General features: G+C 61.6%; 17 protein-coding genes. 16 read left to right on the top strand and 1 reads right to left on the bottom strand.

The window, feature by feature from the left end; genetic code table 11:
- Window positions 1–10: 10 nt before the first annotated feature.
- The 14 genes from QMK17_RS01085 to QMK17_RS01020 all read left to right on the top strand — a co-directional run bounded on the left by QMK17_RS01085 (window position 11) and on the right by QMK17_RS01020 (window position 12,087).
- Window positions 11–841 (top strand): hypothetical protein, encoded by an 831-nt coding sequence (locus QMK17_RS01085; protein ID WP_442972667.1) that lies wholly within the window; start codon window positions 11–13, stop codon window positions 839–841.
- 221 nt (window positions 842–1,062) lie between these two features.
- Window positions 1,063–1,404 carry a 50S ribosomal protein L19 gene (gene rplS / locus QMK17_RS01080; RefSeq protein WP_115960939.1) on the top strand — a complete coding sequence of 114 codons (342 nt, stop codon included), beginning with the start codon at window positions 1,063–1,065 and terminating at the stop codon, window positions 1,402–1,404.
- Window positions 1,405–1,549: 145 nt separating this feature from the next.
- Window positions 1,550–2,332 carry a signal peptidase I gene (gene lepB, locus QMK17_RS01075; RefSeq protein WP_283506490.1) on the top strand — a complete coding sequence of 261 codons (783 nt, stop codon included), beginning with the start codon at window positions 1,550–1,552 and terminating at the stop codon, window positions 2,330–2,332.
- 33 nt (window positions 2,333–2,365) lie between these two features.
- Window positions 2,366–3,106 (top strand): ribonuclease HII, encoded by a 741-nt coding sequence (locus QMK17_RS01070; RefSeq protein WP_283506489.1) that lies wholly within the window; start codon window positions 2,366–2,368, stop codon window positions 3,104–3,106.
- A 41-nt stretch (window positions 3,107–3,147) separates the two neighbouring features.
- Window positions 3,148–3,453, top strand: a complete 306-nt coding sequence (locus QMK17_RS01065) for a DUF2469 domain-containing protein (protein ID WP_019664254.1) — start codon at window positions 3,148–3,150, stop codon at window positions 3,451–3,453.
- A 9-nt stretch (window positions 3,454–3,462) separates the two neighbouring features.
- Window positions 3,463–3,621: a hypothetical protein gene (locus tag QMK17_RS01060; RefSeq protein WP_283506488.1), complete on the top strand. Its 159-nt coding sequence runs from the start codon at window positions 3,463–3,465 to the stop codon at window positions 3,619–3,621.
- Window positions 3,622–3,823: 202 nt separating this feature from the next.
- On the top strand, window positions 3,824–4,162 hold the full coding sequence (locus QMK17_RS01055) for a histone-like nucleoid-structuring protein Lsr2 (protein WP_283506487.1): 339 nt from the start codon (window positions 3,824–3,826) through the stop codon (window positions 4,160–4,162).
- A gap of 254 nt (window positions 4,163–4,416) precedes the next feature.
- Entirely contained in the window at window positions 4,417–4,770 is a 354-nt protein-coding gene (locus QMK17_RS01050; RefSeq protein ID WP_283506486.1) for a YraN family protein, read from the top strand.
- Window positions 4,770–6,278: a YifB family Mg chelatase-like AAA ATPase gene (locus QMK17_RS01045; protein ID WP_283506485.1), complete on the top strand. Its 1,509-nt coding sequence runs from the start codon at window positions 4,770–4,772 to the stop codon at window positions 6,276–6,278. Before QMK17_RS01050 ends, QMK17_RS01045 begins: the two co-directional genes overlap by 1 nt.
- Entirely contained in the window at window positions 6,278–7,399 is a 1,122-nt protein-coding gene (dprA, locus tag QMK17_RS01040; protein ID WP_283506484.1) for a DNA-processing protein DprA, read from the top strand. The genes QMK17_RS01045 and dprA overlap by 1 nt, the downstream gene beginning before the upstream one ends.
- A 318-nt stretch (window positions 7,400–7,717) precedes the next feature.
- The gene (locus QMK17_RS01035; protein WP_283506483.1) at window positions 7,718–8,617 is read left to right on the top strand and encodes a hypothetical protein; all 900 of its coding nucleotides are present in this window, start codon (window positions 7,718–7,720) and stop codon (window positions 8,615–8,617) included.
- Between the two features lie 150 nt (window positions 8,618–8,767).
- Entirely contained in the window at window positions 8,768–9,544 is a 777-nt protein-coding gene (locus QMK17_RS01030; RefSeq protein ID WP_283506482.1) for a siderophore-interacting protein, read from the top strand.
- A gap of 67 nt (window positions 9,545–9,611) precedes the next feature.
- Window positions 9,612–10,538, top strand: a complete 927-nt coding sequence (locus tag QMK17_RS01025) for a tyrosine recombinase XerC (protein ID WP_283506481.1) — start codon at window positions 9,612–9,614, stop codon at window positions 10,536–10,538.
- Between the two features lie 268 nt (window positions 10,539–10,806).
- Window positions 10,807–12,087 (top strand): MinD/ParA family ATP-binding protein, encoded by a 1,281-nt coding sequence (locus QMK17_RS01020; RefSeq protein ID WP_283506480.1) that lies wholly within the window; start codon window positions 10,807–10,809, stop codon window positions 12,085–12,087.
- 44 nt (window positions 12,088–12,131) lie between these two features.
- Here QMK17_RS01020 and QMK17_RS01015 read toward each other — a convergent pair whose 3' ends face one another.
- Entirely contained in the window at window positions 12,132–12,629 is a 498-nt protein-coding gene (locus QMK17_RS01015; RefSeq protein ID WP_283506479.1) for a M23 family metallopeptidase, read from the bottom strand.
- A 336-nt stretch (window positions 12,630–12,965) separates the two neighbouring features.
- On the opposite strand from QMK17_RS01015, the gene rpsB reads away from it, so the two are divergent.
- Both rpsB and tsf read left to right on the top strand, forming a co-directional pair.
- On the top strand, window positions 12,966–13,886 hold the full coding sequence (rpsB, locus tag QMK17_RS01010; RefSeq protein WP_283506478.1) for a 30S ribosomal protein S2: 921 nt from the start codon (window positions 12,966–12,968) through the stop codon (window positions 13,884–13,886).
- Window positions 13,887–13,993: 107 nt separating this feature from the next.
- Window positions 13,994–14,818, top strand: coding sequence for a translation elongation factor Ts (tsf, locus tag QMK17_RS01005; RefSeq protein ID WP_283506477.1), 825 nt, complete (start codon window positions 13,994–13,996; stop codon window positions 14,816–14,818).
- Window positions 14,819–14,887: the final 69 nt, after the last annotated feature.

Raw genomic sequence — 14,887 nt, 5'->3', positions numbered from 1 at the left:
GGTTACCGGCGTGAGGTGGTTGAACCACGAGATCATCGAACACGGTCACCTGCCCTTGCTGTGCTTCCTGCTCGGCTTCCTCGGCGGTTTCGTTCTGATCCGATTGAGCGTGAGAATGATTCGTGCTCAGGTGAAATGGTGGCCGGGCAACGTCACACCGGGCGGCCGGCACATTCACCATGTGGTGTTCGGAATCGTCCTCATGGTCGTGTCGGGAATTTCGCTGATCGCGGTGTACGAGGACGGCTCACGCGATACCGGCGCGGCACTGGCGGCACTGTTCGGGATCGGTTCTGCACTCGTTCTCGACGAATTCGCCCTGATTTTCTATTTGAAGGACGTCTACTGGGCCGAGCAGGGCCGAGCGTCGGTGGACGCGGTCTTCGCTGCCGTCGCGGCGACCGGACTCCTACTGCTTGGTTTTCATCCGCTCGAAATGCTGAACGTGACAGACATAAGGCACGCACCCGATACGTGGGTCCGAGTCGGCTTCGTGGTAGTTGCGCTTCTGCACCTGGCTGTATGTGCCGTCGTGTTGGCCAAGGGGAAGATTTGGACCGGGCTGATCGGATTGTTCTTCGCGCCGATTCTTCTGATCGGTTCGCTGCGTCTGTCCCGACCTGGCTCGCCCTGGGCACGCTGGCGATACACCTCACATCCGAAGAAGATGGAGCGTGCGTTGCGGCGGGAGCGAAACGTGAGGCGCCCGGCGGTCAGGGCCAAGATCTATCTCCAGGATCTGATCGCAGGGAAGCCGAGCGTCGACCACGCCATGTCGGCAACCGAGGACGTCCTCGACCGAATTGTGCAGCCTGCAGCGGCGCCCATCTCAGCGGACTAGACCTATCGCTCAGCAGACTAGAGCTACCGCTCAGCGGTGATTTCACAACTGGGTCGTTGATCTGGCACAATAGGCGGGTTGCCTGTACCAGGCACAGACCTAATCGGAGTACGAACCAGCCGAGTTTCATGTGTGCGTTGAACCAGTTTCACCAGTTCGACGCAACCACGGCACCGCTCGGTTCCTCTACTCGTGCGAAGAACGCAAGGATGGCCCCACCGATGAACACTCTCGACTTCTTGGACAAGCAGTCGCTCCGTAGCGACATTCCTGATTTCCGCCCCGGCGACACGCTCAACGTGCACGTCAAGGTTATCGAAGGCTCGAAGGAGCGCGTACAGATCTTCAAGGGCGTCGTGATTCGTCGCCAGGGTGGTGGCGTCCGCGAGACGTTCACCGTTCGTAAGGTCTCATTCGGCGTCGGTGTCGAGCGCACCTTCCCGGTTCACAGCCCGAACATTGCAGAAATCGACGTACTCACCCGTGGTGACGTTCGTCGCGCGAAGCTCTACTACCTCCGCGATCTGCGTGGCAAGAAGGCCAAGATCAAAGAAAAGCGCTGAATGTAGCGTCCCCAAGTATTTCGACAGCGCCGCATCGTCCGATTTGGGCAGTGCGGCGCTGTCTTCGTATGTGGGTCCGATGATTCCTGCGCGTCGATGTGGTGCACTGTCCATGGCACAGCGTATGTGCGGCTAATCTGGTGCGGTGTCAGATTCCCCGCAGGATCCTTCCGATCGGTCCGACCCGAACGGAGACGATCCGAAGCGAAAACCACGCGAGAAGAAGCAGCGTTCTTTTTGGCGTGAGCTGCCTATTCTGATCATCGTCGCGTTGCTTCTGAGCTTTCTGCTGCAAACCTTTGTTGCACGCGTCTACCTGATCCCATCGGAGTCGATGGAGCCGACCTTGCACGGTTGTGCGGGGTGCACCGGCGACCGCATCGTCGTCGAGAAAATCGGTTATCGGTTCGGTGAACCGGAGCCAGGAGACGTAGTGGTGTTCCGTGGTCCCGATTCATGGAACAGCGAGTTCGTCTCGACGCGATCCTCGAACACCATCGCGCGAGGAGCACAGGAGATCGGGTCGTTGATCGGAGTAGTGGCTCCGGACGAGAACGATCTGGTCAAGCGCGTTATCGCGACAGGCGGTCAGACGGTCGAATGCTGCGACGATCAAGGACGTGTGCTGGTCGATGGCAAGCCGCTCGACGAGACCTACATCACAATGGACTTTCCCTTCACGCCGGGGACTCTGACATGCGACACCGAACTGAAATCGGGACGATGCTTCTCGCCGGTAACCGTGCCCGAGGGAAATATTTGGGTGATGGGCGACAACCGGAGTAATTCTGCGGATTCGCGTTTTCACGTCTCCGACGAGTTGATGGGTACGGTCCCGGTGGACAACGTCATCGGGAAGGCCTTTTTGATCGCATTGCCGCCGTCTCGTTGGGGATCGATCGATTCACCGAACATTCAGGGTCAGTAGCGTGCAACAGAATCGAAGAGCTGCGTAGTTCCGATGGTCAGTACAAGCCGTTCACGCGGGCGTCCACCGTGGCCACCGCGTCCCGTGATTCGCAGATCCTCCGGTCTGCGGACGATGGAGTCGGCTCTCGACCGGAATGGACTCGGACCCGTTGCCGGTGTCGACGAAGCGGGCCGAGGCGCGTGCGCGGGTCCGTTGACCGTGGCAGCATGCATACTCGGGCCGAAGCCTTATGCATCGTTGGCGGACCTCGACGACTCCAAGAAGCTCACCGAACGTCGGCGCGAGGAGTTGTTTCCCAAGATTCAGAAGCTGGCTCTCGCCTGGAGCGTGGTGTTCATCGAGGCCGAAGAGATCGACCGTATCGGCGTGCATGTGGCCAATATCGAAGGCATGCGGCGTGCCGTGGCCGGCCTTGGCGCGACTCCGGGATACGTGCTGACCGACGGATTCAGGGTTCCTGGATTACCTGCTCCATCCCTTCCGGTGATCGGAGGAGACGCGACGGCTGCGTGTATTGCCGCTGCGAGCGTGCTTGCGAAGGTATCGAGGGATCGAGTGATGGTGGAGATGGACGGCCTTTTTCCTGGCTACGGTTTCGCCGTGCACAAGGGGTACAGCACCAAAATTCATGCCGCTGCGATGCTTCGATTGGGACCGTGCGCCGAGCACCGCATGTCGTATGCCAATGTGTCGGCAGCGGCTGCCGGAAGAACCGATGCTGTGGCATCGGTTCTCGGAAGAATGGACTGCGAGGATCGCAGTGCGCAATGATTGCCGTTCATGTCAGCGAAGAAGAGGATGAGTAACAACCGATGAGTGCCGAAGATCTCGAAAAGTACGAAACCGAGATGGAACTTTCGCTGTACCGGGAGTACCGGGATATCGTCGGTCAATTCAACTACGTCGTCGAAACCGAACGACGGTTCTACCTGGCAAATTCTGTGGAACTCATTCCACACAACGCGGACGGTGAGATCTATTTCGAGCTGCGCATGTCCGACGCGTGGGTGTGGGACATGTATCGCCCCGCACGGTTCGTCAAGCACGTGCGAGTGATCACGTTCAAGGACGTCAACATCGAAGAACTTGAAAAACCCGACCTTCGCCTACCCGAATAGCTTGTCTCGATGTCATTCACCCTGTGGTTGCTGTTGATTTCTGTGGCCCTGTACGCCGTCGGCAGACGTCGATCGCGTCGAAACCTCGTCATGTGTGCTCAGCTGATCGGCGCCGCGGCGGTGTGCCTGGTGGTCGGACAAGTTGTGTGGGCGATTCTGCAACAGTGATCTGTTGCCTGTTAGTTGCTCGGTGAAATACTCGGAGCCACAGTAATTTTGGTAATTCGAACTTCTATTCGCTGTCGCGGTATGTTTTTGTTATTTCCTGAAACTTGGCTGTGGATTTGTTGATTCTTTTGTGTTGGGCCCGTTTCTGGTGGTAGAAACAACTTAATCATAGATATTTCCCTTCACTGTTAGAGGTTCGGACATGGCGCGCAAGACTCTCGTCCAGATGATCGATGACGTCGACGGTTCCGTCATCAAAGAGGGGCAGGGGGAGACCATCGAATTCGGTATCGGAGGTAATCAGTATCGGATCGACCTGAACCTGAAGCATGCAAACGAATTGCACGAGCAACTCGCGTTCTGGATCGAGCACGCCGAAAAGGTGTCTGGCCGAAAGGCGCGCAAGTCTGTATCCGGCCAGGCTCGGGGGAAGGCCGATTTGCAGGATATTCGTACGTGGGCGCGGGAGAACGGTCACGACGTCAGTGCTCGTGGTCGTATCAGTCAGGATGTGCAGACGGCCTACGAGGCCGCGCACTGATCTCCCGAATCTTCCTCGTCGATGCCCCTGCCGATGCGGTGGGGGCATTGTTGTGCGTGGGTGGGTTTGTCAGCACAGGGGTCTGACAATTCCTGGCTGTTGATTGATGGAGATCGATTGGTTCTCCACAGGGCGCGGTGTCATCCACAGGGCAATTGTCGACCTGGGATCGTGCGACGGCTGGGGGTGGGGTGTGGTGCACCGTCGGTTATCTGGTTCGGCAGTCGGCGGACCGATGACCATAGGGGGCGACGGTGTCGAATTCGGAATTGGGTGCGCGCGGCGAGGCGTTGGCGGCGTTGCAGTTGGTCGACAGTGGGATGGAAGTGGTCGATCGCAACTGGCGGTGCCGATACGGTGAGCTCGATATAGTCGCCCGTGACGGGGATGTCGTGGTGTTCGTGGAGGTGAAAACTCGGTCGGGCACCGGTTACGGCACTCCCGCGGAATCGGTGACGTATGCGAAACAGCAGCGGATTCGTCGGTTGGCGTTGGCGTGGCTGGATGAGCGCGGAAGTCCTTGGGTTCGTTTACGTTTCGATGTCATCGGCGTCCTGATGACGCGTGACGGTGACCCTGTGGTGTCGCATCTGCGCGGCGCGTTCTGATGGCGCTCGGACGTGCGTTCTCGGTTGCGGTGAGTGGTGTCGACGGTCAGGTCGTGGAGATCGAGGCGGACATCGGGCGTGGGCTTCCGGGAGTGCATCTGGTGGGGTTGCCGGATACGGCGTTGAACGAGTCGCGGGATCGAGTGAAGGCCGCGGTAACCAACTCGGGAGGTAGTTGGCCGGATTCGCGGGTGATTCTTGCGTTGTCGCCTGCGACGTTGCCCAAGGTTGGTTCCGTTTACGATCTTGCACTTGCTCTTTCCGTATTGGATGCGGACAAACAGATTCCACGGCGGTCGCTGCTGAAATCGATTTTCGTCGGAGAGTTGGCGTTGGACGGCCGGTTGCGGGCGGTGCGTGGGGTATTGCCCGCGGTGTTGGCGATCAAGCGTGCAGGATGGGGCCGAATCGTAGTGCCGGTGGCGTCGTTGACGGAGGCGGGGTTGGTCGAGGGTATCGAGGTGCTGGGGGCGGAGTCGCTGGCGGAGGTGGTCAAGTGGCTTCGGGGGGAAACAATGCTTGCGTCCCCGCCGCCGTCGTCGCTGCGCGACGATGTGTCGTATCCGGACATGTGTGAGGTGGTGGGTCAGTCGGAGGCAAGGTGGGCGCTCGAGGTTGCGGCGGCTGGGGCGCATCACATCATGTTGACGGGGCCGCCGGGTATAGGTAAAACGATGCTGGCTCAGCGACTTCCAGGAATTCTTCCGCCGTTGACGGAGGCAGAGGCGTTGGAGGTGACGGCGATTCATTCGGTGGCTGGGATGTTGACGGGCGATCGTCCGTTGATTTCGTCGCCGCCGTTCATCGCTCCTCATCATTCGACGACGGTCAGTGCGATGGTGGGCGGTGGGACTGGAATGGCGAAACCGGGTGCGGTCAGCCGCGCACATCGGGGCGTGTTGTTTCTCGACGAATGCGCCGAGATGGGCCCGAAAGTACTGGAGGCACTGAGGACTCCGCTCGAAGACGGTGAGATCAGGATCGCTCGGCGGGACGGTGTCGCACGATACCCTGCTCGCTTCCAATTGATACTGGCAGCAAATCCGTGCCCATGTGCTCCTGCGCGGAACGCGGACTGTGTCTGCGCACCCACGGCGCGCAGAAAGTATCTGGGCAAGCTATCGGGGCCGCTTCTCGACCGTGTTGATCTACGCATCGCAATGGTGTCGGCCGCGACCGGGGCTCTGTCGGACGAGATCGGCGAAACGACCGAGCAAGTGCGCGCGCGAGTGACGGGCGCCCGCGAAGCCGCTGTCGAGCGGTGGCGCGAGTACGGATGGACAACGAACGCGGAGGTTCCCGGACCGGCTCTGCGCCAGAGGTTTCGGCTCTCCCGGGACACTTTGAGGCCGCTAGAGCGGGCGCTCCAGAACGGCTCTCTTACGGCTAGGGGCGCCGATAGAGCGCTTCGGGTGTCGTGGACTCTCTGCGACTTGGCCGGGGGAGACACACCAGGAATCGACGAGGTGGGAGCCGCATTGGACTTCCGCGACAAGGGGATGATGTGATGACTTCCGATACTCGGCGCCGTGCGTGGGCATACCTCTCGCGAGTCGCGCAGGGGCCTCATCGTCCCCTTTCGCAGTTCGCTGCAAAGGAAGGTCCCGAGGCGGCAGCGGCAGCTGTTGCAGCCGGAACGCTCGGTGAACGTCTACAAGTGAGATCGCACATCGATACCGCGTCTGCGGATCTGGATCTTGTTGCGGCACTGAATGGACGGTTGGTTACTCCGGACGACGACGACTGGCCGCAGTGGCGCTTCCTCGCGTTCGACGGGCCAGGCATGCCGGAAGGCGTCGATCAATGTGCTCCTCTTTCGCTGTGGGTTCTCGGACGCACTTCGGTGTCCGATTTGACCGATCGAGCTGTCTCGATCGTCGGGACGCGCGCCGCCAGCGCTTATGGCGAGCACGTGACGGCGGAGATCGCCGGTGACCTTTCTGTCGACGGTTGGACGATCGTCTCCGGAGGCGCGTTCGGGATCGACGCGGCCGCACACCGGGCTGCATTGGGGGTCGGCGGATCAACGATGGCGGTGCTGGCGTGCGGTATCGACCGCGCCTATCCGGCAGGACATCTCAGGTTGTTGCAACGAATCGCAGACAACGGTGCGGTCGTCAGTGAATACGCACCGGGCACCCCGCCGGCCAAGCACAGATTTCTGGCGCGAAACCGCATCGTCGCGGGCATCGGATCGTCGGTGGTGGTCGTCGAAGCCGGATGGCGCAGCGGTGCAAGGAACACTGCGGCGTGGGCGCACAAGCTCGGCAGACCGGTGTTGGCTGTGCCAGGACCGGTCACTTCTGCGTCCTCGAAAGGATGCCATCGCATGATCCGCGACGGTGAAGCGAGGTTGGTCGCCGACGCCCACGACGTCGTCGCCGAATGCGGACCGGTGGGCGATGTTGGTGAAGGTCGTCCGTCGATGTTCAGGGATCTCGACGCGCTGTCCCCGAACGCATTACTCGTTTACGACGCGTTACCTGCATCGGGTGCGCTCTCACCGCGGGAACTCTCGGAACGCGCATCGCTGCCCCTGGCCAAGGTGCGCTCGGTACTCCCTCTTCTCGAGATGGACGGGTTCGTTGCGAGCGACGAGACCGGATGGTTCCGAGTTGTGACGGGATGAGCGTGGTTGTTGCGACGTTCTGTCCAAGGGCCTTGCATCAAAGCGGCGTTGCAACAGAAATTCCACACCGTCGATGGACGGATGGATGAGTCGATACCGGGGTGTTGGCGGCTCCAGCTATGAAAGCATGACCGCATGATCGACCGTATGCACGTGCGTGTTCGATCCGCGGACCCGAAGTGCATCGAGGCGATCATCGAGACGCCGAAGGGCGAATATCGGGCGGTCACCCAGTCGAACTACGCTCTGGATCAGTCAACGACCCCATGGTTGCCCGTGGCTGTGCCGGTCGCAATGCAGCACGGTTGGGACCTTTCGATGGAGGGCCCGGTCGACGCAATCGCTCTGTCTGGGGCGCTGTCCGCGCAGCAGGTGATCAACGGCTGGTGGCCGAGACGATTCAGCGTCGTTCCGGTCGCAACTGAACAAGGATTTGCGCAGCACAGCGGGGCGTCAGGGGTGGGTAGTTTCTTCAGCGGTGGTGTGGACAGCTTTTATACCGCCATCACGCAATCCGATCGCATCACCCATCTAATCTTTGTTCACGGGTTCGACATCAAAATTTCCGATGGGGCCTTGGCTGATGCAGCACAAGCTGCGGCGAGGGAGGCCGCGGCTGATCTCGGCAAACCGCTCGTCGAGGTCACCACCACCATCCGCTCGGCTTTTGGCGACCCTCTGCGGATGGCATGGGGCAATGTGTATCACGGCCCATCTCTCGCCCATGTCGGTCTGGCGTTGGCGCCGCACATCAAGCGCGTGCTCGTCCCGTCGTCGAACAGCCGTGACCAATTGTCTCCCTGGGGCTCGCATCCGGATCTTGACCCGTGCTGGTCCAGTAGTGAGATGGCGGTCGAGCATCATGAACTGGACGTTGGTCGGATCGGAAAGATCAGGCGACTGGGTGATTCTGAAACGGCGATGGCCCATCTGCGGGTGTGCTGGCACAACACGAACGGTAGCTACAACTGTGGACACTGCGCGAAGTGCATCAGAACGAAGCTCGGCCTCATGGTGGCAGGCGCGGAGAGCCCGATGCTTCCAGGCCCGATAGACCCGAACACGGTACGTCGGATGTTCGTTTCGCCGGGCGAGCGGAAATTTTTGCGTGAAGCTTTGACCGCTGTCGTTGCGACCGGTCGGCGCGACGCTGACTTGGAAAAGGCGCTCAGGTTCGCTATCCGGCGTAGCTATCTGCGTCGCAACGTTTTCGCGTAGCAAGCTCCGCGCGGCCGTTCGAACAACATCAGGCTTTACCCGATGACGCTGTCACGACTGCTGGTCCAAGGTTGCCGGTACAGTATTTAGGTAACGCTTACTCGATGATTCTCGACAGTCTCTCGGACAGTTTGGAAAGGCAGAAACCACGTGGCACGTAGCAAGACGACATTGACCGTCCTCCGTACGGAGGCGCTGACCCCTCACATGCAGCGGGTCTACTTGGGCGATCCTGGATTCGACGCTTTCACGCCGTCGGACTTCACCGACTCGTATGTGAAGCTGATTTTCGGTCCCGAGGACGACGAGGTGAAGCGCACGTACACCGTGCGATCGGTCGATACCGATGCCCGTGAGATTGCGATCGACTTCGTGGTCCACGGCGACGAGGGTGTGGCCGGTCCGTGGGCTGCAACGGTCGAACCCGGCGCACACATTTCGTTCTTCGGTCCGAGTGGTGCGTACAAGCCGCGTCCGGACGCGGACTGGCATCTTTTTGCAGGTGACGAGTCCGCCGTTCCGGCTATCTCCGCCGCAGTCGAAGCGCTCCCTGAAGATGCCATCGCAAAGGTGTTCGTCGAGGTCGCCGACCGCAACGACGAGATTTACATGGAAACGCTCGCGGTCGTCGACGTGACATGGATCCATCGCGGGGCCGGCTCCAACGAGATCGGCGAAGACAAGGCAGGAAACCACGCTCCGCTGATCGACGCCGTCCGCAACACCGAGTGGCTACCCGGCCAAGCTCAAGTGTTCATTCACGGCGAGGCGCAAGCAGTGATGCACAATCTTCGCAGCTACGTCCGCAAGGAACGCGGCGTTCCCGCCGAATGGGCGTCGATCTCCGGCTACTGGCGTCGTGGACGCACGGAAGAGAATTTCCGCGTCTGGAAGCGGGAACTCGCCGAGGCCGAATCCGGATCCTGATCCATCCCCGGTGTCATGGGCGGCGCGTCATGTTGCTCGCCGCGTCCGCTCGCGTAAGGCTGGTCACATGGACGACCCATTGCCACCGACTCTTCGAGTGCACCTCGACGAGTACTCGGAATACCTGACACTGGGGCGTGCGCGGTCGATCAACACTGTGCGCGCGTATCTGAAGGACGCGGAATCGCTGCTCGGTCACCTCATCACGACGGCGGAAACCGCCGAATTGGATGCCCTCGATCTACGTGTTCTCCGATCCTGGCTGGCGCAGCAGGCTCGAAGCGGTGCGGCGCGGACCTCGATGGCCCGCCGGACCTCTTCGGCGCGAACGCTTACCGCGTGGCTGACCCGCACGGACAGGATCGACAGTGACCCGGCACTACGGTTGGCGTCACCCAAAGCGCGTCGCGCACTGCCGGCCGTGCTGAAACAGAGTCAGGCCGCCGAGGCGTTGGCGTGGGCCGAGGTCGGTGCAGCGGAGCTGGATCCGGTGGCGCTTCGGGATCGGACGATTGTGGAGTTGTTGTACGCGACCGGCATTCGCGTCGGTGAGCTCTGTGGACTCGACGTGGACGATGTCGATACCGACCGTCGACTCGTGAGGGTCACCGGCAAAGGAGACAAGCAGCGCAGCGCACCGTACGGAAGTCCGGCAGCGGCAGCGCTGGATATGTGGATGAGCCATGGGCGTCCTGCGCTGGCGACGGAACGAACAGGTTCTGCGTTGTTGGTAGGGCGTCGCGGAGGTCGTCTCGATCCGCGACAGGCCAGAACTGCAGTGCATGAGGTGCTCGAATCGGTACCAGGAGCTCCCGACATGGGTCCGCACGGATTGCGGCACTCTGCAGCAACTCATCTGCTCGAGGGCGGCGCAGACCTGCGTATCGTCCAGGAATTGCTCGGGCACTCGTCGCTCGCGACAACTCAGATCTATACGCATGTTTCGGTGGATCGACTTCGGGCAGTTCACGACCGCGCACACCCGCGAGCGTGAGCTGCGCCACGTTCCCCCGCGACGGTGTTTGGTAGCGTCGTGGTGGAAACAGACCACAGGCGAAGTATTGTCGACTCGAACTATCGTGAAGTCCGAATATTTTCGCCAGAATGCCGGATACGGGGGGACCGTGGACCGCGAGCAACCACAGGTCACGTCGGGGGCGTGGTCGATCCAACCGCAACCGGATTCGAGCCAGCCGATGCGCCACGGTTCTACCCCGGTAGAACCCGTCCGGAACGCCGCTTTGGATCCGAGGGGAGCATCCATGAACGGTGACCGCCAGTCACCGCCGTGGCAGACGCCCCGATCGACCGACAGGCAACCCCCGACGGGATATTCTGCGCCGTCCGAACCGGTCAAGGCACCCGACGAGGAGTGGACCGCGCCGTGGGCTCTGGCTCCGGTGCAGCGACCGTCAGATCAGGTGGCAGCGACCGACCGATCGAACTCCACTCCGAACAGCCAGGGGCCGTACAGTCCAGGTTCCAACAATCCGGGTTCCAACAGTCCGCATCGAAACAACTCGGTGCCGTCCACACCCGGCTCCCACGGCCCAGGCGCATACGATGTGGCCCCGCATGGTTCTCAGTACCAGCCGACGAGCCAGGATCTGGCCCCTGACAGTTTGTTGCGTCGGCCCAAGCGTGCGTCGACGAACGGTTGGCGCCGTGGTGTCCATCGGCTGACGGGTGGTGTGATCAATCCGGGGGAGTCGACAGCCGAGGAACGCTTTCGGAACCAGGTCGAGCGTATTCGGCAACCCGTTCTCGGTGACTACCGAATCGCGTTCCTGTCTTTGAAGGGTGGTGTCGGTAAGACCACCACCACACTCGGTCTCGGGTCGACGTTCGCGTCGCTACGAGGAGATTGCGTCATCGCGGTCGATGCGAACCCGGACTTCGGCACACTGGGGGAGCGGGTACCACGTCAGACGTCGTCCACCGTACGGGATCTGCTTGCGGACGCCGACAACATCCGGCGCTATTCCGACATACGCGCGCACACTTCACAAGCGCCGAGTCGGCTGGAAGTGCTTGCAGGCGAACGAGATCCCGCCGCATCTGAAATGTTCGGCGAGCAGGACTACCGCTCGGTGATCGAGATGTTGCAGGTGTACTACAACCTCATCCTCACCGACTGCGGCACCGGCATCATGCATTCGGCGATGAACGGTGTTCTCCAACTGGCCAATGCCTTGGTGCTGGTGTCCTCGCCTGCCGTCGACGGTGCACGCAGTGCCGCGGCGACCCTGGATTGGCTGCAGTTGCATGGATACGGCCACTTGGTCGAACGAACTGTCGTGGTGATCAGCTCGGTACGCCCCGGCTCGTCCGCGGTGGACATGAATTTGCTGACGCAGCACTTTCTCGAGCGCTGCCGGGCAGTACTCGTTGTGCCGTTCGACGAGCATCTTGCGGAGGGCGCCGTCGTCGATCTCGATTTGCTCCGCCCGCAGACTCGGCGGGCGTTCGTCGAGCTGGCAGCCATGGTCGCCGACGATTTCCCGGCAGCCTCCGGCAGGCATTCCGGCCAAAACTGGCGGTGACCAGCGGCGTGGGTGCATCGTTTCTCGGTCGTCTGCGAGTTCGGTCAGTCTGCTGTCAACGGTTTGAGTCGAATCGGTGTTGCCCCGAGCAGGCCCAGTGGGTCGAGGTAGACGCGATCACGCCGCAGGCCCCAGTGAAGACACGGCTCTGCGCATCCGGGGTGGCCTGCCTGCAGCAGCCCGAGTACGTCACCGGCTCTGATGCGCGCCCCGGCAGTCAGCGTCGCAAGAACCGGTTCGTAGGTGGACCGCAGGCCGTTGGAGTGCTCGACCGATACGACGGGTTTGCCCGCAACGGTGCCGGCGAATACGACGACACCGTCGCCGACGGCGTGAACGGCCTGACCTTCGGCGCCGGCCAGGTCGACACCGCGGTGCCCGGGAAGCCAGTCGCGTTCCGGCGGATCGAACGCGTTCGATATCGCTGGTCGAGGAATCAGTGGCCACAGAAATCGACCGGTGGTCGGGGGTGCCGCATGAGCTGTTGCGACGGACGATGTTGAAATCAACGCCGCAGCAAGCAATGCCGGCAATCTATTCATGTGTGCAGTGTTCCCGGGATCTGGTCGCTATGAGGTCACGAATCAGCAACTGTGGACAACCGGCAGATTCATCCACAGGTGGAGAAAGTCCTGTGGCAAAGGGCCTGGTTAGGCGCTGGCATCGTGAGGTCGTACACTGAGCGGGCGACCTGTGTCCGCACGGGTCGACTTCGCGCGTCCGCGCAACGAAGCGTCCACCACACGTGGTATTCGCTTTGTGTCCGGTTGTCGGCGGTCCCGCTTCACCGAAGTGGGTCCGGCAGCCAGCGGCCGCCAGGGCAGAGGTGTCACACCGGCATCCTGCATCAACCGGCAACGAAAGCGAGTTATTCAGCCATGGCTGTAGTAACCATGAAGCAGCTGCTTGACAGCGGCACACACTTCGGACACCAGACCCGTCGCTGGAACCCGAAGATGAAGCGATTCATCTTCACCGACCGCAACGGCATCTACATCATCGACTTGCAGCAGACTCTGACCTTCATCGACAAGGCCTACGAGTTTGTCAAGGAGACTGTTGCCCACGGCGGAACGGTCCTGTTCGTCGGCACCAAGAAGCAGGCGCAGGAGTCCATCGCCGCTGAGGCAACCCGCGTCGGCATGCCGTACGTGAACCAGCGCTGGCTCGGTGGAATGCTCACCAACTTCCAGACGGTCCACAAGCGCCTTCTCCGCCTCAAGGAGCTCGAGGCAATGGAGCAGACCGGTGGCTTCGAGGGACGCACCAAGAAGGAAATCCTCATGCTCACGCGTGAGATGACCAAGTTGGATCGCACCCTCGGTGGTATCCGTGACATGGCCAAGGTTCCTTCGGCCATCTGGATCGTCGACACCAACAAGGAGCACATCGCCGTCGGCGAGGCTCGCAAGCTGAAGATCCCGGTCATTGCGATCCTGGACACCAACTGCGACCCCGACCTCGTCGACTACCCGATCCCGGGTAACGACGACGCGATTCGTTCCGCTGCGTTGCTGACCAAGGTTGTCGCATCGGCTGTCGCCGAAGGCGTTCAGGCTCGTGCGGGACTCAACACCGCATCCGACGCCAAGCCCGAGGTCGGCGCAGGCGAGCCTCTCGCCGAGTGGGAGCTCGAGCAGCTCGCTCAGGCATCGCCCGCAGCCGAGGCCACGCAGGAAGCCGCAGCCGAGGCTCCCGCAGCCGAGGCTCCCGCAGTCGAGGCTCCCGCAGTCGAGGCTCCCGCCGATGCTGCAGCAGCAGAAGCGCCTGCCGCGGAAGCACCTGCAACACAGGCTTGATCGAACAGGTCCCGACCGGAGCAGAAATCGATCCGGTCGGGGCCTTTTCTGCGAATCGACCCTTTCCAGCTCTGCCCACCAACAGCATTCGAGGAGGCTCGCTCAACATGGCGAACTACACCGCCGCTGACGTCAAGCGGCTCCGTGAGCTCACCGGCTCCGGAATGATGGATTGCAAGAACGCGCTCGCAGAGAGCGACGGAGATTTCGACAAGGCCGTCGAGCAGCTGCGCATCAAGGGCGCGAAGGACGTCGGCAAGCGTGCCGAGCGGTCCACCGCCGAGGGTCTGGTCGTCGCCAAGGGTGGCGTCCTGCTCGAGATCAACTCCGAGACCGACTTCGTTGCCAAGAACGAAGAGTTCCAGGCCTTCGCCGATTCGGTTGCCGCAGTTGCAGCCGAGGGGAAGCCGGCCGACGTGGCAGCGCTGAGCGCGCTCGATCTCGGTGGCAAGACTGTCGAGGTCGCACTCGGTGAGTTGTCGGCCAAGATCGGCGAGAAGCTGGAGCTTCGTCGCGTCGTGTCCTACGACGGACCGGTGGCCACCTACCTGCACAAGCGCAGCGCGGATCTTCCTCCTGCCGTCGGCGTGCTCGTCGAGTACACCGGTGAGGGCGATGCCGCTGCGGAGGCCGCTCGCGCTGCCGCGATGCAGGTGGCTGCACTCAAGGCGAAGTACGTCACTCGTGACGAGGTCCCCGAAGAGGTCGTCGCCACCGAGCGTCGTATCGCCGAAGAGACCGCCCGCGAGGAAGGCAAGCCCGAGCAGGCTCTGCCGAAGATCATCGAAGGCCGTGTCAACGGGTTCTTCAAGGACGTCGTGCTCACCGAGCAGTCTTCCGTGCAGGATTCGAAGAAGACCGTCAAGGCGATCCTCGACAATGCAGGTGTGAAGATCACCCGTTTCTCGCGGTTCGAGGTCGGCGCAAGCTGATTTTTCGAGCTGAACACAGCTGGTGACGATGCCGTCCGCGCGACCTCGGGTCGAGCGGACGGCATCGTC

The organism is Rhodococcus sp. G-MC3, assembly GCF_030063335.1.
In the GTDB taxonomy this organism is placed as follows: domain Bacteria; phylum Actinomycetota; class Actinomycetes; order Mycobacteriales; family Mycobacteriaceae; genus Rhodococcoides.
This window is presented reverse-complemented; position numbering and strand designations above follow the sequence as displayed.